12 protein-coding genes and 2 riboswitches are annotated in these 19,937 nt (G+C 74.4%); of the genes, 6 read left to right on the top strand and 6 right to left on the bottom strand.

The annotated features are described in order from the left end of the window. Window positions 1-99 precede the first annotated feature (99 nt). The 3 genes from ACH4E8_RS31155 to ACH4E8_RS31145 form a co-directional block, all read right to left on the bottom strand. Window positions 100-1,200: a calcium:proton antiporter gene (locus ACH4E8_RS31155; protein WP_398454673.1), complete on the bottom strand. Its 1,101-nt coding sequence runs from the start codon at window positions 1,198-1,200 to the stop codon at window positions 100-102. An 86-nt stretch (window positions 1,201-1,286) separates the two neighbouring features. Next, window positions 1,287-2,864, bottom strand: coding sequence for an acyl-CoA synthetase (locus ACH4E8_RS31150; RefSeq protein WP_398454671.1), 1,578 nt, complete (start codon window positions 2,862-2,864; stop codon window positions 1,287-1,289). Window positions 2,865-2,871: 7 nt separating this feature from the next. Then, window positions 2,872-3,990, bottom strand: a complete 1,119-nt coding sequence (locus ACH4E8_RS31145) for an NAD(P)H-dependent flavin oxidoreductase (RefSeq protein ID WP_398454668.1) — start codon at window positions 3,988-3,990, stop codon at window positions 2,872-2,874. A gap of 172 nt (window positions 3,991-4,162) precedes the next feature. Between ACH4E8_RS31145 and ACH4E8_RS31140 the strand changes: the two genes are divergently transcribed. After that, window positions 4,163-6,049: a serine hydrolase gene (locus tag ACH4E8_RS31140; RefSeq protein WP_398454665.1), complete on the top strand. Its 1,887-nt coding sequence runs from the start codon at window positions 4,163-4,165 to the stop codon at window positions 6,047-6,049. Window positions 6,050-6,431: 382 nt separating this feature from the next. On the opposite strand, the gene ACH4E8_RS31135 is transcribed toward ACH4E8_RS31140, so the two are convergent. The 3 genes from ACH4E8_RS31135 to ACH4E8_RS31125 form a co-directional block, all read right to left on the bottom strand. Next, window positions 6,432-7,964, bottom strand: coding sequence for a phytoene desaturase family protein (locus tag ACH4E8_RS31135; RefSeq protein ID WP_398454662.1), 1,533 nt, complete (start codon window positions 7,962-7,964; stop codon window positions 6,432-6,434). 84 nt (window positions 7,965-8,048) lie between these two features. Next, the gene (locus ACH4E8_RS31130) at window positions 8,049-10,274 is read right to left on the bottom strand and encodes a tetratricopeptide repeat protein (RefSeq protein WP_398454660.1); all 2,226 of its coding nucleotides are present in this window, start codon (window positions 10,272-10,274) and stop codon (window positions 8,049-8,051) included. Window positions 10,275-10,463: 189 nt separating this feature from the next. Next, complete coding sequence (locus ACH4E8_RS31125) at window positions 10,464-11,849, bottom strand: hypothetical protein (RefSeq protein WP_398454709.1); 1,386 nt, start codon at window positions 11,847-11,849, stop codon at window positions 10,464-10,466. 179 nt (window positions 11,850-12,028) lie between these two features. Continuing rightward, window positions 12,029-12,105, bottom strand: a riboswitch (cobalamin riboswitch). Between the two features lie 163 nt (window positions 12,106-12,268). Further along, a riboswitch (cobalamin riboswitch) is annotated at window positions 12,269-12,339 on the top strand. 130 nt (window positions 12,340-12,469) lie between these two features. Between ACH4E8_RS31125 and ACH4E8_RS31120 the strand changes: the two genes are divergently transcribed. The 5 genes from ACH4E8_RS31120 to ACH4E8_RS31100 all read left to right on the top strand — a co-directional run bounded on the left by ACH4E8_RS31120 (window position 12,470) and on the right by ACH4E8_RS31100 (window position 19,916). Continuing rightward, entirely contained in the window at window positions 12,470-15,247 is a 2,778-nt protein-coding gene (locus ACH4E8_RS31120; protein WP_398454658.1) for a prenyltransferase/squalene oxidase repeat-containing protein, read from the top strand. Continuing rightward, the gene (locus ACH4E8_RS31115; RefSeq protein WP_398454655.1) at window positions 15,244-16,185 is read left to right on the top strand and encodes a hypothetical protein; all 942 of its coding nucleotides are present in this window, start codon (window positions 15,244-15,246) and stop codon (window positions 16,183-16,185) included. The genes ACH4E8_RS31120 and ACH4E8_RS31115 overlap by 4 nt, the downstream gene beginning before the upstream one ends. A gap of 106 nt (window positions 16,186-16,291) precedes the next feature. Then, a complete protein-coding gene (locus tag ACH4E8_RS31110) occupies window positions 16,292-17,422 on the top strand; it encodes a CbiQ family ECF transporter T component (RefSeq protein WP_398454708.1) in 1,131 nt (376 codons plus the stop codon). Beyond that, complete coding sequence (locus ACH4E8_RS31105; RefSeq protein WP_398454653.1) at window positions 17,419-19,086, top strand: ABC transporter ATP-binding protein; 1,668 nt, start codon at window positions 17,419-17,421, stop codon at window positions 19,084-19,086. Before ACH4E8_RS31110 ends, ACH4E8_RS31105 begins: the two co-directional genes overlap by 4 nt. After that, entirely contained in the window at window positions 19,083-19,916 is an 834-nt protein-coding gene (locus tag ACH4E8_RS31100; protein WP_398454651.1) for an ECF transporter S component, read from the top strand. Before ACH4E8_RS31105 ends, ACH4E8_RS31100 begins: the two co-directional genes overlap by 4 nt. The last annotated feature ends 21 nt before the right edge of the window (window positions 19,917-19,937 follow it).

The raw sequence follows: 19,937 nt of genomic DNA, 5'->3' as shown, positions 1-19,937 counted from the left end.
GGCTGCCGGCCGCTACGGGCTGACGGCGCAACGACGTGACCGCGTTGACGGCGTGACGGGCCGAAGGCGTGGGGGCCGAAGGCGTGGGGGCCGAAGGCGCTACGGGCTGAAGGAGAGGAAGACGAAGGCCGCGAAGAGCACCAGGTGGACGCCGCCCTGGAGGAGGGTGGCGCGGCCGGGGACCACGGTCAGGGCACTGACGACGGCCGTCAGGGCGAGCAGCACCATGTTGGTGGGCCCCTCGCCAAGGACCAGCGGGCCGGAGAGCCACAGCGACGCGAGGGCGATGGCCGGGATGGTCAGGCCGATGCTGGCCATGGCGGAGCCGTACGCGAGGTTCAGACTGGTCTGCACCCGGCCGCTGCGGGCGGCCCGCGCCGCCGCGACGGTCTCGGGCAGCAGCACCATCAGGGCGATGACCACGCCGACGGCGGAGATCGGCAGCCCGGCGGACGCCACGCCCCGCTCGATGGACGGGGAGACGAGCTTGGCGTTGCCGACCACCGCGATCAGCGCGACGAGCAGCAGGGCGAGGCTGAGTTGGGTCTCGCGCAGGGTCGGCGGCTCGGCGTGTTCGTCGGGTCCGATGGCGGAGCCGTCGGCGTGCACCGGGAGGAAGTAGTCGCGGTGGCGCACCGTCTGGACGCCGATGAACAGGCCGTACAGCAGGAGGGAGGCGACCGCGGCGAAGGCGAGTTGGGGTCCGGTGAACTCGGGTCCCGGCTTGCTGGTGGTGAAGGTCGGCAGGACGAGGGTCATGGTGGCGAGGGTGCAGGCGGTGGCGACGGCGCCGCCGGAGCCCTCCGCGTTGAAGACCGCGATGCGGTTGCGCAGCGTCGCCACCGTGAGGGAGAGTCCCACGATGCCGTTGCAGGTGATCATGACGGCGGCGAACACGGTGTCCCGGGCGTAGGTGGCGGACTTCTCACCGCCGCCGACCATCAGCATGACGATCAGCCCCACCTCGATGACGGTCACGGCGACCGCGAGGACGATCGACCCGAACGGCTCGCCGACGCGGTGGGCGACGACCTCCGCGTGGTGGACCGCGGAGAGCACGGCGGCGATCAGGCACAGGGCGATCAGGGCGACGGCGAAGCCGGACAGTTCGCGCCCCCAGGCGACGGCGAGGGCGGCCACCGACACGACGGGCGTCCACGTGGTCCATTGCGACAGGTACGCCGCGGTGCCGGTCTTCATACCGACACGCTGCCAGCAGGCGGCGGGATTCGCCCGTCGTGGTGAGCCGGGCGGGGGGTCGATGGTGCCCCGGCCGCCCCGCCCCCTCACACGGGTCGGTCGTGACCGGCCCAGTGGGGGTCGCGCAGCCGGCGCTTGTACAGCTTCCCGTTGGGGTCGCGGGGCATGGCGGGCACGAAGTCCACGCTCTTGGGCCGTTTGTACCCGGCGAGCCGCTGCTCGCAGTGGGCCAGCAGAGCGTTCGCCAGCTCCTCGCCGGCCCGGTGTCCGTCGGCGGGTTCGACGACGGCCTTGACCTCCTCGCCCCAGTCGGGGTGCGGGATCCCGAAGGCGGCGGCGTCCGCGACCGCGGGGTGGGCGAGCAGCGCGGCCTCGATCTCGGCTGGGTAGATGTTCACGCCGCCCGAGATGATCATGTCGATCTTTCGGTCGCGCAGGAAGAGGTAGCCGTCCTCGTCGAGCACTCCGAGGTCGCCGACGGTGAAGAAGTCCCCGACGCGGTTCGCCCGGGTCTTCGCCTCGTCCTTGTGGTAACGGAAGCCGCCGGTGGTCATCCGCATGTAGACGGTGCCCAGCTCGCCGGGCGGCAGACGGTTGCCGTCGTCGTCGAAGACGGCGAGTTCGCTGATGGGCCACGCCCGGCCGACGGTGCCCGGCTTCTTCAGCCAGTCCTCGGCGGTGGCGAACGCGCCGCCGCCCTCACTCGCCGCGTAGTACTCCTCCACGCACGTTCCCCACCAGGCGATCATCGCCCGCTTCACGTGGTCGGGGCAGGGCGCGGCGCCGTGGATGGCGTGCCGTAGGGAGGTGACGTCGTAGCGCGCCTTGACCTCGTCGGGCAGGGCGAGGAGGCGGTGGAACTGGGTGGGCACCATGTGGGTGTGGGTGCAGCGGTACGCGTCGATCAGCCGCAGCATCTCCTCGGGGTCCCACTTGTCCATCAGGACCAGTGGGTGCCCTATGTGCAAGGAGGCGGCGGCGAATTGGAGCACGGCCGTGTGGTAGAGCGGCGAGCACACCAGGTGGACGTTGTCGTCGAAGGGGCGGATGCCGAAGATGCCGAGGAAGCCGCCCAGGTGGGCCTGCTCGGGCTGCTTGCCGGTCAGCGGGCGGCGGATGCCGCGCGGCCGTCCGGTGGTGCCCGAGGTGTAGTTCATCACCCAGCCCAGGGTGCGATCCGCGGGCGGCGACCCGGGGTGCCCGTCGAGGAGGCGGGCGTACGGGCTGAACCCGTCGGCCGCCCCGACCGCGTAGCGGCGGTCCGCGGCGAGGCCGGCTTCGTCGGCGGCGGCCCCGGCGGGGCCGGCGTACCGCTCGTGGGCGATGAGGACGCGGGCGCCGCAGTCGGCGACGATCCAGGCGATCTCGGGTGCGACGAGGTGGTGGTTGACGGGGACGAGGTACATCCCGGCCTGGGTGGCGGCCAGGTGTGCGGTGAGCAGTTCGACGCCGTTGGGCAGCACGGTGGCGAAGGCGTCGCCGCGCCGGAGGCCGGCGGCGCGCAGCCCGTGGACGAGTCGGTTGGCGGCGCGGTGCAGCCGGCCGGCGCTCCAGCGCTCGCCGTCGGGGGCGATGAGCACGGTGCGGTCCGGATCGGCCGCGGCCTGGGCCCAGAAGCCGTGGGGTCGATCGGCGGCCGGGGTCGCGGGGGTTTCGGAGGTCACGGGGGCTTCACTCCCTTCCGGCGATGCGGTTGACGGCTTCGACGGCCCGTTCGAAGCCGCGGGTCAGGTCGTCGACGACCTCCTGCACGGACCGTTCGGAGGTCATCCGGCCGACGATCTGCCCGACGGGGGTGCCGAGCAGTGGTACGACGTCGTGCTTCTGGATGCGGGTGACGGCCTCGGCGACGAGCAGTCCTTGGAGCGGCATGGGGAGCGCGCCGGGTCCGGCGGGGTCGTCCCAGGCGTCGGTCCACTCGGTGCGCAACTGTCGGGCGGGCTTGCCGGTCAGGGCGCGGGAGCGGACGGTGTCGCCGGAGCCGGCCGCGAGCAGCTTCTCCGTCAGGGCGCGGGAGTGCAGGTCCGCTTCGGTGGTGGTGAGCCAGAGGGAGCCGAGCCAGACGCCCTGGGCACCGAGGGCGAGCGCGGCGGCGATCTGCCGGCCGCTGCCGATGCCGCCGGCGGCCAGCACCGGCAGCGGGTCGACGGCGTCGACGACTTCGGGGGTGAGGACCATGGAGGCGATCTCCCCGGTGTGGCCGCCGGCTTCGTAGCCCTGGGCGACGACGACGTCGATGCCGGCGTCCGCGTGGCGCCGGGCGTGCCGGGCGCTGCCGGCGAGGGCTGCGACGCGCACCCCGTGGTCGTGGGCGCGGGTAACGACGTCGACGGGCGGCGGACCCAGCGCGTTGGCCAGCAGCTTGATGGGGTAGTCGAAGGCGACGTCCAACTGGGAGCGGGCGACCTGCTCCATCCAGCCGGTGATGCGCCAACCGCTTCCTTCGCCGTCGGCGAGTTCGGGGACGCCGTGCCGGGCGAGGACGTCGCGGACGAACTGCCGGTGCCCCTCGGGGATCAGCGCCTCCACCTCCGCCTCGGTGGGCGCGGCGGAGCCCGGCACTCCGGCGCGTCGGGCGGGCATGACGACGTCGAGCCCGTACGGCAGGCCGTCGCAGTGCTCGGCGAGCCAGTCGAGGTCGCGCCGCAGGTCGTCGGGGGCCGTGTAGCGGACGGCGCCCAGCACGCCGAAGCCGCCGGCGCGCGTGATCGCCGCGGCCACGGCCGGGAACGGCGTGAACCCGAAGAGGGCGTGCGCCACCCCCAGGGACTTGCTCAGCTCCGTCTCCATGGGCGCAGGATGCCGCAGCCGTGCCATCGAGGGAAGAGATTTTCTGATGCTGCGTCAGTTTGCGGGGTGGGGCACCCGGAGGCCGACGGGCGGTTGACAGCCCCTCGGCGCCGCAAGAAAGTTTCGCTATCGATCGGAGTTTCGAAAGATACTTTCAGGAAGCGGGGTACGGGTGACCGAGGACGCGGCGCGGGGCGCGGCTCAGGACGACGCGACGGAGGGCAGAGGGATCAGCAGACGGAGGTGGGGCGGCGGGGCGCTGGCCCTGGGCGGCGCGCTGGCGCTCGCCCCGATCCCGTTCGCGCAGGCGGCCGAGGCCGGCCCGGGCGGCCCCGGTGGCGGCGGGGCGGGCGCCGTCGACGGCGCGGGGCCGGGCGTGGGCGCTGGCGCCGGCGGGCGACGCACCCTGCGCCGCGGCTCGCCCGAACGCGCCGGGCTGATCGCGGCGCACCTGGACCGGCTGGTCGCCGACGCCCGCTCGTACCTCGACCCCTCCCCCGTACACCCCTGGTACGCGGGGGCGGTGCTGCTCGCCGGCCGCGGTGACACCGTCGCCCTGCACCGCCCCATCGGCATGGCCGTGCGTTACGCCGCGTACGACGAACGCACCGACACCGCCGTGGAGTTGCCGGTCGACCAGCAGGTCCCGATGGCCGAGGACACCGTCTTCGACCTGGCGTCGGTCTCCAAGCTCTTCACCTCGATCCTGGCGGTGCAGCAGATCGAGCGGGGCGCGCTGGAGCTTGCGGCCCGGGTGACGGAGTACCTGCCGGAGTTCGGCGGCGGAGGCAAGCAGGACGTCACCGTGGTCCAGCTGCTCACGCACACCTCCGGGTTCCGACCCTGGATCCCGCTGTACCGGGAGCCGACGCGGGAGGGCAAGCTCAAGATGGTGTGGGCGGAGGCACCGGCACATCCACCCGGCTCGACGTACCTCTACTCCGACCTCAATCTGATCTCGCTCCAACTGATCCTGGAACGGATCACGGGTCGCACTTTGGACCGCCTGCTCCACGACGAGATCACTGCTCCGCTCGGGATGCGGCGCACTCGTTTCAATCCACCACTCTCCTGGCGGCCGAAGGTCGCCGCGACCGAGGACGCCCGACCGCCGTGGTCCGGTCTCGACCGCGGCATGGTGCGGGGCGAGGTGCACGACGAGAACGCCTTCTCCTTCGGCGGCGTCGCGGGCCACGCCGGCGTCTTCTCCTGCGCCTGGGACCTCGCCGTCCTCGCCCGCACGCTCCTCGACGGCGGCGCGTACGGCACCGCGCGCATCCTGCGCCCGGACTCCGTCGACCTGATGTTCACGGACTTCAACACCGCCTTCCCCGGCGACGAACACGGCCTCGGCTTCGAGCTGAACCAGCACTGGTACATGGGCGCGATGGCCACCCCGCGCTCCGCGGGCCACACCGGGTTCACCGGCACCAGCCTGGTGCTGGATCCCAGCACGGACACCTTCCTCGTCGTCCTCGGGAACTCCGTCCACCCGGTGCGCACCTGGCGCTCCGGCAGCGCGCCGAGGGTCACCGCCGCGAACAACCTGGCGCGCGCGGTCCCGGTGCGCCCGGAGCGGGGCCGCCGCGCCTGGTTCTCCGGCATGGCGTCCGCGACCACCGCCACGCTCACCCTGCCGGCCCTGCCCTTCGGTTCGCGACGCGGCGGCGCCGCCCGCTTGGAGTGCGCGCTGTGGTGGGACACGGAGCCGTCCGCCGACGCGCTCTTCTTGGAGGGCTCGGCGGACGGCGGGGCGACCTGGCGGCCGGTACCGTTCACGACCGCGCGCGAGGGCGGCCACCCCGAGGAACGTCCGAACGGTTCGGTGACGGGCTGGTCCGAACGCCGCTGGCACCGACTGACGGCGGATCTGTCGCCGTGGCGCGGCGGTGAACTGCGGTTGCGCTGGCGATACGCCACCGACGCCCGGTACGTGGGCCGCGGGGCGTACGTCACGGGACTGCGCGTCGAGGTCGGCGGCCGCCCGGTCTTCGACGAGTCCAGGCCGCGCGATGCGGCGCGGATCGTCGCCGACGGCTGGGTGGCGTCCGCCGACTGACGTGTGAGCGGGGGCTGGGCACGTCCCGGAGCACTGCGCTGGTGCGAGAGCAGTGCTCCGGGAGGTGATCAGCGCTCCGGGGTGCGAGCGCCGCGCCCATACGAGAGCAGTGCTCCGGGAAGCGACCGGCGCTCCAGGGTGCGAGCAGGGCTCCGGGACGTGAACACCACCCCCATACGAGAGCAGTGCGCCTTCACCGGGGCACCGCACCAAAGCGGGAGCGCTGCTCTCGCGTGAGAGCACTGCACCGTTCCCAGCGCACCGCCCCCGCACGAGAGCACCGCACCATTCCTAGCCCACCGCCCCCGCACGAGAGCACCGCACCATTCCCAGCGCACCGCCCCCGCACGAGAGCAGCGCTCTCGAACCAGAGCAGCGCTCCCTAGCGCCCCATCGCCGCCATCGCCGCGTTGTGGCCCGGGACCCCGCTCACCCCGCCGCCGCGTACCGCGCCCGCGCCGCACAGCAGGACGTTCGGGTGCGCCGTCTCCACGCCCCACCGCCCGGTGTCCTCGCTCGCGTACGGGAACGACAGGTCCCGGTGGAAGATGTGTCCCCCGGGCAGGCCCAACTCCCGGTCCAGGTCCAGCGGTGTCTTCGCCTCGATGCACGGTTCGCCGTTCGCGTCCACGGCGAGCAGGTCCCCGATCGGCTCTGCCAAGTGTGCGTCGAGTTCGGCGAGGGTGGCCGCGAGCAGGTCGGATCGCACCCGGTCGTGGTCGGTGGCGAACAGCCGGGCCGGGGTGTGCAGCCCGAAGAGGGTCAGGGTCTGGTACCCCCGGGCCACCAGGTCGGGCGCGAGGATCGTCGGGTCCGTCAGCGAGTGGCAGTAGATCTCCGACGGGGGCGCGCTCGGCAGCCGGCCGGCGGACGCCTCCCGGTACGCCCGCGCCAACTGCCCGTACCCCTCGGAGACGTGGAAGGTGCCGGCGAACGCCTCGCGCGGGTCGACGGTGCGGTCCCGCAGCCGCGGCAGCGCGCGCAGCAGCATGTTCACCTTGAACTGCGCGCCCTCCACCGGCGCGGGCGGTGCCTCGCCCAGCAGCCGGGCCAACTCCCGCGGTGCGGCGTTCACCAGCACCCGACGGGCGCCGACGGTGCCCTCGCGGCCTTCGTTCGCGTACACCACCTCGGCGTTCGTGCCGTCGGTGTCGATGCGCACCGCCTCGTGGCCGGTGACGATCTCGGCACCCGCGCCGCGGGCCGCGGCGGCGAGCGCGTCGGTGAGCGCGCCCATGCCGCCGACGGGCACGTTCCAGTCGCCGGTGCCGCCGCCGATGACGTGGTAGAGGAAGCAGCGGTTCTGCACCAGGCCGGGGTCATGGGCGTCGGCGAAGGTGCCGATCAGGGCGTCGGTGAGCACGACGCCGCGCACCAGGTCGTGCTGGAACCGCGCCTCGATCGCCCGGCCGATGGGCTCTTCGAACAACGTGCGCCACGCGACCGGGTCGTCGACCCGGGCCCGTAGCTCCTCGCGCGTCGGCAGCGGCTCGGTGAGGGTCGGGAAGACGCGCCGGGCGACCTCGCCCGTCATCGCGTAGAACTCCCGCCAGGCCGCGTACTCGGCGTCTCCCCCGCTGAGGGCGGCGAAGGACTCCTCGGTGCGGCCGGCGCCGACGAGCAGCCCGCCCGTGCCGTACGGGGTGTAGGAGGAGACGGTGCGCCCGCGGACCGCGAAGTCGAGGCCGAGTTCGTCGACGATCTTCCGCGGCAGCAGGGAGACCAGGTAGGAGTAGCGCGAGAGGCGGGCGTCGACCCCGGCGAACGGGCGGGTGGACACGGCCGCCCCGCCGACCGCGCCGGCGCGCTCCAGCACCAGGACCGAGCGGCCCGCCCGGGCCAGGTAGGCGGCGGCGACCAGGCCGTTGTGGCCGCCGCCGACGATGACGGCGTCGTACGAGGTGAGTGCGGGCATGACCGGACACTAACCGCTGCCGCCGGCGCCGCAACACCCGTACACGGCCCTGGAGCGCGCCCTGGACCGCGACGGGTGCGCAGGTCAGCGGCCCCGGGTGCTGCGGCGTTCACGCAGCGCCGCGACGCGCCGGTACAGCTCCACCGCGTCGGAGTGGCGGCCGAGCTGTTCCAGGCAGTGCGCCTCGTCGTTGCGGCTGGCGAGCGCTTCGGGGTGATCGACGCCGAGGACGCGTTCGCGGGCGGCGGCCACCTCCCGGTACACTTCCAGGGCGTCGGGCCAACGGCCGAGCCAGCCGAGGCCGACGGCGACCTCGCGGCGGCTGATGAGGGTGTCGGGGTGGTCGGCGCCGAGGACCTGCTGACGCAACCCGCTGATCTCGCGCGCCTCCCCCAGGGCCTCCTCCCAACGGCCCAGCCGGCCGAGGTTCACCCCCAGGCCGTGGCGGGCGCGCAGCGTCTCGGGGTCGTTCGCGCCGTGCAGCCGGGTGCGGTCGGCGACCAGGGAGCGGTACAGCTCCACGGCCTGGGTGCCGTGCCCGAGCCGGCCGAGGCCGATGCCGACCTCGTGGCGGGCCGCCAAAGTGTCCGGGTGGTCGGGGCCCAGCGCCCGGGCGCGCGCCTCCGCGACCTCCCGGTAGGTGCTCAGCGCCTCCGTCCAGCGCCCCAACTGGCCCAGGGCGTAGGCGACTTCGTAGCGGGTGACCAAGGTGTCGGGGTGGTCGGCGCCGAGCACCCGGGTGCGGGCGGCGGCCACCTCGCAGGCCATCGCGAACGAGTCCTCCAACCGGCCCAGCCGGCTCAGGTTGAAGGCGAGGCTGTGGCGGCAGGCGAGGGTGTCGGGGTGGTCGGGACCCATGGTGCGCTCACGGGTGGCGAGGACCGCGGCGTACGCGTCGTGGGCTTCGAAGTGCCGGCCGAGCTGTCCGAGGACGTACGCCGTCTCCTGACGGGCCGCCAAAGTGTCCGGGTGGTCGGCGCCGAGGGCGCGCTCGCGCCCCGCCGTCACCCGGCGGAACTCGCGCAGTGCGTCGTCGGCGCGCCCGGTGCGGCTGAGGGTGAGGCCGACCTCGTACCGGCTGGCGAGGGTGTCGGGGTGGTCGGGGCCGAGGGCGTGTTCGCGTTCGACGGCCACCGCGCGGTGGACCTCGCCCGCCTCCTCCCAACGGCCGAGCCGGGCGAGGCTCAGGCCGGCGCTGTGGCGGCTGGCGAGCACGGCCAACGCCTCCGGCGACGGCGTGGGGCGCTCCGGTCGGGACGCGGCCGGTGTGAGGGCGGCGGCGCGCGGCGCCGCTCCGGTGGTCCATTCGCCGGTGAGCCCCGCGGTGTGGTCGGGCACCACCGGGCGCAACGCGGTCGCGGTCGCCTGGTGCCCGCCGGTCATCCGGCGGCCCCACGCCGGCAGGGCGGCGGGCGCCCGCGCGGCGGTGCGGCCGGTCGTCGCCGTGGCCGACGGCAGGGCGCGCTGGTCCTGCGTCATGCGCCGGCGCAGCTCGGTCGCGTCGGACGGCCGGCCGTCGGGCGTCTTGGCCAGCAGGTCGAGCACGGTCCGCTCGACGTGGTCGGGGATGTCGGCGCGGTGCACGCTCAGCGGTTGGGGCACGGTGTCGCGGTGGCCCACCAGGACGGCCCAGGCGTCCTCGTGGTCGAACGGCGGTACGCCGGTGGCCAGTTCGTAGAGCACGCAGCCGAGGGAGTACAGGTCGCTGCGGTGGTCGACCTGGCCGCCGCCGATCTGTTCCGGCGACATGTAGTGCGGGGTGCCCATGGCGATGCCGGTGCTGGTGAGACGGGAGGAGAGGCCGATGTTCTCGCCGAGGCGGGCGATGCCGAAGTCGCAGATCTTCACCGTGCCGTCGACGAGCCGCATGATGTTCGCCGGCTTCAGGTCGCGGTGCACGATGCCGCGTTCATGGGTGTACGCGAGGGCGTCCGCGACCTGGACGGCGATGTCGACGACCTCGTCGACCGGCAGCGGCTGCTGTTCGTTCTCGTCCAGGAGCTGGCTGAGGTTGTGGCCCTGGAGCAGCTCCATGACCAGGTAGAGCACTCCGTCGTACTCGCCGAAGTCGTGGACGACGGTGACCCCGCGGTGTTGCAGCGCGGCGGCGACCCGGGCCTCTCGGCGGAACCGTTCTTGCAGTACGGCGGAGAAGGAGGCGTCGTGGTCCTGGCCGATGGGCTTGAGGCACTTGACCGCGACGCGGCGGCCCAGCGATTCGTCGACGGCGCTCCACACCTCGCCCATGCCGCCGCGCCCGATCAGGTCCAGCAGCCGGTACCGGCTCTGGATCAGCCTGCTCTCCGCCATCTTGCGCCGTCGCCCCCGTCGCCGTGCCCCGTCCTCCCCGCACCGTCCAGTATGGGGCCCTGGCCGTGGACTTTGTACGGGGTGGGTCCGGCGTGTGGTCATGGACGGGCAATCGGGCGCCGAATGCGGCGCCGTGCGGTCGCGGGCCGGCGCTGTGGGTGCCGTGGCCGGCCCGCGACCGCGGTGGGGTCAGACGCCCCAGCGCAGGGCGATGGTGTCGCCGACGTTCACGACCTTCTCGCGGGCCGCGCCCGCGTGCGCGGCCCCGTCGACGCTGACCTTCCAGGTGGACGAGCCGCTGTTCGCCTTGCCGTTGAGCGAGGTGATCGGGCCGCTGCCGGCGGAGGGGGTGACGCCGGTGACGCAGCCGGCCGGCAGCGCCGCCGCGCCCGCAGCGGCCAGCACGTCACCGAGGGTGGTGGTGGCGCCGGTCGGGGTGAAGGGCACCGAGCAGACCTTCAGGCCGCCGGCGCCGTCGTCGACGCTGAGCGCCACTTCGGTCGCGGTCCCGGCGGTGAAGGAGTCGGCGCCCACCCAGCGCGGGGCGCCGGCCGTCGTCGGGGTGGGCGGGGCCGCGGTGAACCCGCCGCCCGCCACCGCCCGCAGCGCGTCGATGGAGGCGTACGCCGAAGGCGCGGTGTCGGCGGGCAGGTAGCGGAAGCCGCCGCCGGGCTTGAACTGCTGGGCGATCAGGAAGTCGACCGGCGTCTTGGTGGTGAGGAAGTCCCCCGTCTGCGGGTTGATGCCGCAGGCGTGCAGCCCGGAGACGGCCCAGCCGTTGGAGTTGGTGTTCTGTCCGAACATCGCGTTGAAGGCGCCCGATGCGGCGTCGAGCTTGTTCTTCAGGAAGGTCCTGGCCTGGACGACGTCCGGGTCCGTGTTGGGGACGCCGGAGGCGCACAGCGCGGCCATCGACGCACCGGTCATGTCGATGTCGCTCGGCGCGGCCAGCCGCGCCGGGTCGCCTTCGGCCTTCTGGTAGTCCCAGCCGCCGTCGTCGTGCTGGTTGGCGCGGATGCGGGTGACGACCGAGTCCAGCAGGGCCTGCGGCACGCGCTGCGCACCGGACTGGGTTCTCGCCCCACCGAGCGCGAGGCCCGCGAAGACGGTGCCGTTGTACGTCGCGGAAGGGCCGAAGTAGCCCGGCTCGGCGCTCTGCCAGAACCCGTAGACGTCGGCGATGAGGTTGCGGGACTCCGAGACCCGGGCCGGGTCGATGCCGGCGGCGTACGCGTTGAGGACGCCGCGCTCGTAGTCGGTGACGCGGGGCGACGCGGAGGGCCAGCCGGGGGTGGCCAGCAGGTTGCGGTACACGGTCCGGGCGTTCTTGGTGGCGTCGCCGCCGGGGGTGACGTCCACCGCGGCGGTGCCGGCCGCGGCGAAGGCGCTGAAGGCCCACTCGTTCGACAGGCCGGAGCCGGCGTACGAACCGTCCGCGGCCTGGAGGGACTTGAGGTACGTCACGCCGATCGCCTTCGACGCGGCTATCTGCGCGGGCGTGGAGGTCGCCGACGCGGGCGGTGCGCCGATGGCGAGGGCGCCCGCGAGGGCCGGCACGGTGACGAGGAGGCGCAGCCGACGGCGGGCGGCGCGGTGCGGGGATCGGGTACGGGACACGGCCTGCTCCTGGGGTGGGGGACGCCGACCGGTCCCGCCCCTGCCCGGCCGCGGTGCCAGCGGGCCGGGGCGGTGGAGACGGGTGGGGCCGCCGTCCGAACGCGAGGTAACGGCTTCCTGGGTGGTGCGTGCCGCACGGGCATTCGGACTCGGCACGGCCTCCTGGCCGTCCCACACCGCTGCGCGTCAGTTCCGGACTCCCACCGGATTCCCCCGTGTGACAGCCCTGGACGCTACCCGAGCGGCAACTACCGCGCTAGCAGGCCGTGTTGCAGGGATCGGCGGGATGGGCGAAGGACGGTCGACACCGTACGGGGGCGTCTTGACGCTCGCTTCGGGCACGTGTTCAAATCCGGCTGATACACGCTCACTTCCAGGGGAAGCCGGTCGAATCCCGGCGCTGACCCGCAACCGTGGACCCGTCTCGGGACGGGTGAGCCGGACTGCCTGGGTGGGCTCGCAGCGAGAAGCGCCGTCGCGGACTACGGCGTGGTCGACCGGTCGTCCCGGGGCGCGTCCTGCCCGGTGAACGCCGCCCAGCCACGCCCTGGTCCGCCCGGACGACACGAGGGGTCGCGGTGGCAGGGACGGGACGGAAGCACGGGTCGAGATCCGGGCCGCGGGCCCTGCTGCCCCTGGTGGTGGCGGTGCTGACGTGCTGTGCGAGCGTGGTGTTCGGCGTCGCGCCCGCTGCCGTGGCGGCTCCCCGGTCCGCCGTCGAACCGCTCGACGCGTGCACCCCCGCCGAGGGTGCCGTCGTCGCGGTGGACTTCGGCCGGTTCCAGGGCCCCGTCCAGCGCGGCTGTTCCACCGGCGCGAAGACCGGCTACGAACTGCTCCAGCAGGGCGGGTTCACCACCGCCGGCACCGACCACGACGGCCCGGGCTTCATCTGCCGCATCGGCCACCCGTCGGTCGCCGCCGGGAAGCAGTACCCCACCGCGGAGCAGGAGAAGTGCCAGCACACCCCGCCCGCGTCCGCGTACTGGTCGTACTGGGTCGCCGGCGCAGCGGACAAGGACTGGCGCTACAGCCAGTACGGCGCGATGGGGCGGCAGTTGAAGCCCGGCGACGTGGACGCGTGGGTGTTCGGCGCCACCGAGATCGGCGGCAGCGGCGGCAAGCCGAAGTTCACGCCCGATCAGGTGCGGGCCGGCACCGGACAGGGTGAGGTGCGGACCAAGGCGGCAGCGGACTGGTTTGAGGGCCGGCTCACCGACGGGGAGCGGATCGTCGACCCCGCGAACGAAGGCCCGGGCACGCCCAACTACATGCTGACCACGGAGGCGGCGTACGCGTTGGCCGCCGGCGCCGGCAAGGGCGCCGCGCTCGACAAGGTGACGGCGTACCTGCGCTCCCGCACCACCGAGTACGCCTACCCGGACGGGAAGGACGCCGCTCCGGACGCGACCGCGGCGGCCCGGCTCGCCCTGCTGGCGCAGGTCGTCGGCGAGGACCCGCGTGCCTTCGGCGGTCACGACCTCGTCGGGGACCTGGTCGACAACGTCTGCGCGAAGGACCCGGACCCGGACCGTCCCACCCCCGGCTGCACCGCCCGGGGCGACTTCCGGCACGCCGCGTCCGCCGAAGGGCAGGCGCTGGCCGTGCTGGCGGTGCTGCGCGCCGGGGTGCGGCCGCCGGCCGAGTCGGTGACCCGACTGGCCCAACTCACCTGCGCCGACGGTGGTTTCAGCAGCCTGCTGATCGCGCCCGGCGAACCGTGTGACGGAGAGCCGCACGCCACGGGCCTGGTGACGCTGGCGCTCCACAAGGCGGGCGGCCACGGCGCGGACGTGACCCGGGCCCGCGGCTACCTCGCGGGCCAACAGCGCAGCGACGGCGCGTTCCCCGTCTACACGGGCGCGCCGAACGCGAGCACGGTGGCCACCGCCCAGGCGGCGCAGGCGCTGCGGGCCCTCGGCGATGCGGCGCGCGCCGACGCCGCGGTCGCCTGGCTGGCGGGCAAGCAGTTCGCGCTCGGCGGTTTCGGGTACGACGAGGAGGCGAGCGAGGCGTCCACGTACGCGACGGCGCCCGCGGTGCTCGCGGGCCGGGACACCGATCTGCTGAACCTCGTGGTCAAGAAGCCGGACACGCCGGGCCCAGGTCCTGGTCCTGGTCCTGGTCCCGGCCCTGGGCCTGGCGATCCGGGCGAGGGAGGTCCCGACCTGAAGAAGGGCGTCGCGTACCTCACCCACGCCGACCGGTTGGTGCGCGGCCGCTACTACACCTCGGGCCCCGGCTCCCCGCGCGCCGACTTCGGCCTCACCATCGACGGCGCGTACGCGCTGGCGGCCACCGGCCTGAACAACGCCAAGCTGCGCGGGGTCGTCGACTTCCTGGACCGCGGCGGCAAGGACGGCGAGGGCCGCACGGTGCACGACTGGACCGGCGCGGGCGGCCGGCAGGCCGTGGGCGGTGCCCTCGCCAAGACGGCGGTGCTGGCGCAGGTCGTGCAGCGCGACCCGCGCACGTTCGGCGGCCGCGACTTGATCGCCGCCCTGGGCAAGGCCGTCTGCAAGGCCCCGAGCCAGGGCGCGGACCGCTCGTGCCCCGCCAAAGGCGCCTACACCCACGCGCCGTCCGTCTTCGGCCAGTCCCTGGGCGTCATCGCCCAGGTGCGGGCGGGCGAACGGGCCGCGGCGGCGGACCCGGTGGCGTACCTGCTCTCCCTGCAACACCCCTCGGGCGCCTGGCCGAGCCTGGTCCCGCCGACCGGTGACTCGGACGTCGACTCCACCGCGATCGCGGCGATGGCACTGGACCTGGTCGGCGGGGCGAAGGCGGACGCGGCCGTCGACCGGGCGCTGGCCTGGATCGCGGGCAGACAACTGCCGGACGGCGGCTTCCCCGGCGCCGCCGGGAACTCCACCAACTCAGCCGCGCTCGCCGTCCAGGGGCTGTCCCTCGACGCCGCGCAGCACCGCGAGCCGATCTCCCGCGCCAAGGCGTTCCTCGCCGCGCAGCAGAACCCGGACGGCGGTTTCGACGTCGCCAAGGAGGGCCAGCGCGGCTCGGACCTGCGGGCCTCGACGCAGGCCGTCGGCGGCGCCACCGGGATCTCCTTCGGCACCCTCACCCGCAGTCTGACCGGGACGTCCCCGCAGCCGGACCCCGGCCCTGACCAGGACCCGAAGGTGCCCGACATCGTCACACCGGAGGACCCCGCCGGCCCGGACGCCCACGGCCGCCACGACGGCGCGCCGGACGGCGACGCCAAGGGTCCGCTCGCGTCCACCGGTGCCCGGGTCCTGTGGCTGGTGGCGACGGCCACCGCGCTGCTGCTCGCCGGGCTCGCCGCCACCGTCGTCTCCCGGCGCAGGCGGTCGGCGCTCGGGAAGGAGCAGGCCCTGTGAGGTCCCGGATCGTACGGGCCGTGGCCCACGCGGCGGCCGCGCTCGCGCTGACCGGCGCCGCGCTCGGGGCGACGGCCGCGCCCGCCTCCGCCGCGCCCCAGCCGATCGGCCGCTGCACGACCTCGTCGGGCGTGGTGCTCGCGGTGGACTTCAGCCGCTGGGGCGGCCCGGTCTACCGGTCCTGCGGGACGACTCCCACCACCGGTTACGAACTGCTCAACCAGGGCGGTTGGCGCACCACCGGCACCGGGCACGACGGCCCGGCGTTCATCTGCCGGATCGGCTACAGCGGGCACCAGGGCGGCAAGCAGTTCCCGCCGCCCGAGCAGGAGGACTGCGTCCTGACCCCGCCCGCCTCGGCCTACTGGTCGTACTGGCACGCGGACCCGGGGAAGAACACCTGGGAGTACAGCCAGTTGGGCGCCATGCTCTACAAGCCCAAGCCGGGCAGCGTGGACCTGTGGATCTTCGGCGGCACCGACATCGGGGGCACCAAGGGGCGGCCCAAGGTCACCCCGGACCAACTCCGCGCCCACAACACCGCGCCGACCGGCGGTGGCTCTGCCGCGCAGCCGCCCAAGTCCACCGAGCGGGCCGCCCCGCCGCCGCCCGGCACGGACACCGGACCCGCGCCCACGCGCACGGCGCCCCCGAACGCACCCTCCACAGCGCCCTCGCTGCCGCCGTCGACCCCGCGGTCCGCGTCGTCGAGCCCCACCGCCTCCCCCTCGTCCGCCGCGCCGACGCCGTCCGGCGGCACCACGCCCGGTGCGCTGGCGGGGCCGAGCAGCGGCACGAAGGTGGTGGACGCGGCGCCCGCGGCCGACGCCGAGCACGACTCGGGCTCGATCGTCCCCGTGCTCGCCACAGTGGGGCTGGTCGCGGCACTCGGCGCGGCGGCCGTGATCACGGCCAGACGGCGCCGCCGTGCCCGGTAGCCGCGGCCGACCCACCTCCCGTACCGCCCCGCCCGCCACCCGTCCGTCCACCCCGCGCTCCCCGCGCGGCGGTTCGCCGGTCCCGCCCGAGGCGGGCGGGCGGCGGCTGCCGCGCACCCTGCACCCGTTGGCGTGGTGGCTGTGGGCGCTGGCCCTGGCCACCGCTATCAGCCGCACCAACAACCCGCTGCTGCTCTTCCTCGTCCTCGCCGTCCTCGGGTACGTGGTCACCGCGCGCCGCACCGAGGCGCCGTGGGCGCGCGGCTTCCACTACTACCTGTGGCTGGCGCTGGTCGTGGTCGCGATCCGGGTCGTCTTCCGGGCGGTCTTCGCCACCGGCATCACCCCCGGCGACACGTTCCTGTTCTCGCTGCCGCACGTCCCCACGCCCGACTGGTACGCGGGCATCCAGATCGGTGGCCCGGTCTCCTTGGAGGCGCTGCTGTCGGCCGCGACGGAGGGCCTGCGGCTGGCCTGCATGCTCTGCTGCATCGGGGCGGCAAACACCCTCGCCAACCCCAAGCGGGCGCTGCGGGTGCTGCCGGGCGCGCTGTACGAGTTGGGGGTCGCCGTCACCGTCTCCATCAGCGTCGCCCCGCAGTTGGTGCAGAGCGTGCGCCGGGTGCACCGGGCCCGGCGGCTGCGCGCCGGCCGCACCAAGGGCCTGCGGGCCCTGCGCGGCATCGTGGTGCCGGTCCTGGAGGACGCGTTGGAGCGCTCGCTGCGGCTGGCCGCCGCGATGGACTCGCGCGGCTACGGGCGGGCGGGCTCGGCCACCCGCGCCTCCCGACGGCTGACGGGCGCGCTGATGCTGCTCGGGATGTGCGGCCTGTGCGCCGGAGCGTACGGGCTGTTGGACGCGACCGCGCCGCGCCTGCTCGGGCTGCCGGCGATGGCCGCGGGCGGGGTGCTGTGCGTGGCGGGGCTGCGGCTCGGCGGGCGACGGGTGACCCGTACCGTCTACCGTCCCGACCCCTGGCGGTTCGCCGAGTGGGCCGTCGCGGGCTGCGGGGTGCTCTCCGCCGTGCTGCTGTTCGCCGGCACCGGCTTCGACGCGGCGCAGCTCAACCCCACCTTCCACCCCTTGAGTTGGCCCGCCCTGCCGCTGGTGCCGGCGGGCGCGATCCTGCTCGCCGGCGCCGCGGGCTTCATCGCGCCGCCCCCGACGGCGCCCGTTCCCCTGCCCGCCCCGCCCGGCGAACGCGGTGCCGTGCGGCGTACCGAGGACGCCCAGTGATCACCTTCGACCAGGTCAGCGTGGTCTACCACGACGCGGCCGAGCCCGTGCTCCGCGAGGTGGACGTCACCGTCGACGAGGGGGAGCTGTGTTTGGTGACCGGCCCCACCGGGGTCGGCAAGTCGACCCTGCTCGGCGCGGTCAACGGGCTCGTGCCGCACTTCACCGGCGGCACCCTGTACGGCCGGGTCACCGTCGACGGACGCGACACGGCCGGCCATCCGCCGCGGGAACTCGCCGACGTGGTGGGCGTGGTCGGCCAGGACCCGCTGGACGGCTTCGTCACCGACACGGTGGAGGAGGAGTTGGCGTACGCGATGGAGCAGTTGGCCGTGCCGCCCGCCACCATGCGCAAGCGCGTCGAGGAGACCCTGGACCTGCTCGGTCTTGCGGAGTTGCGCCACCGCGCCCTGTACGAACTCTCCGGCGGGCAGCAGCAGCGCGTCGCCATCGGGTCGGTGCTCACCGCGCACCCCCGGGTGCTGGTCCTCGACGAGCCGACGTCGGCGCTGGACCCGGCGGCGGCGGAAGAGGTGCTGGCGGCCGTCACCCGGCTGGTGCACGACCTGGGGGTGACCGTGCTGATCGCCGAGCACCGGTTGGAGCGGGTCGTGCAGTACGCGGACCGGGTGCTGCACCTGCCGGGGGACGGGCGGGTGGTGGCCGGGGAGCCCGCGGAGGTGTTCCGCACCTCGACGATCGCGCCGCCGGTGGTGGAGTTGGGGCGGGCGGCGGGCTGGGCCCCGCTGCCGCTGTCGATCCGGGACGCGCGGCGCGCGGCGCGCCCCTTGCGGAGCCGGCTGGCCGCCGCTCCCCCGCCGCCCGCGCGTCCGCGCCCCGAGCCCGCCGCCGAGTTGCTGACGGCGCGCGGCGTGAGCGTGGCGTACCGCGACGTCCCGGCCGTACGGGAGGTGTCGCTGTCGCTGCGCGGCGGCGAGGTCACCGCGTTGATGGGCCGCAACGGCTCCGGCAAGTCGTCCCTGTTGTGGGCGATGCAGGGCTCGGGGCCGCGCCGGGCCGGCACGGTGCGGGTCGAGGGCGACGGCGAAGGCGGCGATCCGCAGAAGCTGTCGGCGGACCGGGCCCGTCGGCTGGTGGGCCTGGTGCCGCAGACCCCGACGGACCTGTTGTACCTGGAGAGCGTCGATCAGGAACTCGCCCAGGCCGATCGGGAGTCCGCCCCGGACGGCGCGGACCGCGGCCCGCGGGCCACGGCGCGGGCGATCCTCGACCGGCTGGTGCCCGGCGTCGACGGCGCCACTCATCCCCGCGACCTGTCCGAGGGGCAGAAGTTGGCGCTGGTGCTGGCGATCCAACTGGCCGCAGCGCCCCGCGTGCTGCTGCTGGACGAGCCCACGCGCGGCCTCGACTACGGCGCGAAGGAACAGCTCATCGGCATCGTCGACGCGCTGGCCGCGGAGGGCCGGTCGGTGGTGATCGCCACTCACGACGTGGAGTTCGTGGCCCGGGCGGCGGACCGGGTGGTGGTGATGGCCGAGGGCGACGTGGTCGCCGACGGCCCGACGAAGGAGGTCGTCGTCGCGTCGCCCGTCTTCGCGCCCCAGGTGGCCAAGGTCCTCGCCCCGCTGCCGTACCTCACGGTGCGCCAGGTGGCGTCCGCGCTGGCGGGTCCGGCCGAGGTCGCCGAGGGGAGCCGGCCGTGAGCGCCCGTACGCCGCACGCCATCCGCATCGGGCCGCGCGCCGGCGTCGTCATCTCGCTCGCGGCCTTCGTCGGGCTGGTCGCCTTCTTCTGGCCGTTCGTCGTCGCACCGGGCGCCTTCGCCTCCCACTACGCCCCGCCGCTGATCTTCGGCTCGCTGCTCGTCCTCGTCCTGTGCGTGGTGGTCTCCGAGATCGCCGAGGGCGGCATCAACTCCAAGGCGCTCGCCATGCTGGGCGTGCTCTCCGCGGTGAACGCGGCCCTGCGCCCGCTGGGCGCGGGCACCGCGGGCGTGGAGACGGTCTTCTTCGTCCTGGTCCTCGCGGGCCGGGTGTACGGCCCCGGGTTCGGCTTCACCCTCGGCTGCACGTCCCTGTTCGCCTCGGCCCTGATCACCGGCGGAGTGGGCCCCTGGATGCCGTACCAGATGTTCGGCTGCGCCTTCGTGGGCATGCTCGCCGGCCTCCTCCCCCGGGCGTCGGGCCGCTGGGAAGTGCTGCTGCTGGCCGGGTACGGCTCGCTCTCCGGCTTCCTCTTCGGCTTCCTGCTCAACCTCTCCTTCTGGCCCTTCTCCGTCGACCCGGGCAGTTCCATCGCCTACCTCCCCGGCCTGCCGTTCACCGAACAGTGGCAGCGCTACCTCGCCTTCGACCTGGCGACCTCGCTGGGTTGGGACACCGGCCGGGCGGTCACCAACTTCGTCTGCATCCTCCTCGCGGGCCCCGCGGTCCTCACGGTGCTGCGCCGCGCGGCCCGCAAGGCCCGCTTCGAGGCGCCGGTGAGGTTCGCGCCGGCACGGCGGTCGGGCGACGCCGACCGGTCCGACGGGTGACCGGGCGCGCCGCCCGTCCGG

It is taken from the genome of Streptomyces sp. NPDC017979 (assembly GCF_044328175.1).
GTDB lineage: Bacteria > Actinomycetota > Actinomycetes > Streptomycetales > Streptomycetaceae > Streptomyces.
Note: the sequence above shows the minus strand (reverse complement) of the source record. Positions and strands in the feature narration are given on the sequence as shown.

Excerpts from the sequence above, each read along its gene's own strand:
- ACH4E8_RS31145 (WP_398454668.1), bottom strand. The coding sequence starts at position 3,990 with ATGGAGACGGAGCTGAGCAAGTCCCTGGGGGTGGCGCACGCCCTCTTC.
- ACH4E8_RS31130 (WP_398454660.1), bottom strand. The coding sequence starts at position 10,274 with ATGGCGGAGAGCAGGCTGATCCAGAGCCGGTACCGGCTGCTGGACCTG.
- ACH4E8_RS31135 (WP_398454662.1), bottom strand. The coding sequence starts at position 7,964 with ATGCCCGCACTCACCTCGTACGACGCCGTCATCGTCGGCGGCGGCCAC.
- ACH4E8_RS31155 (WP_398454673.1), bottom strand. The coding sequence starts at position 1,200 with ATGAAGACCGGCACCGCGGCGTACCTGTCGCAATGGACCACGTGGACG.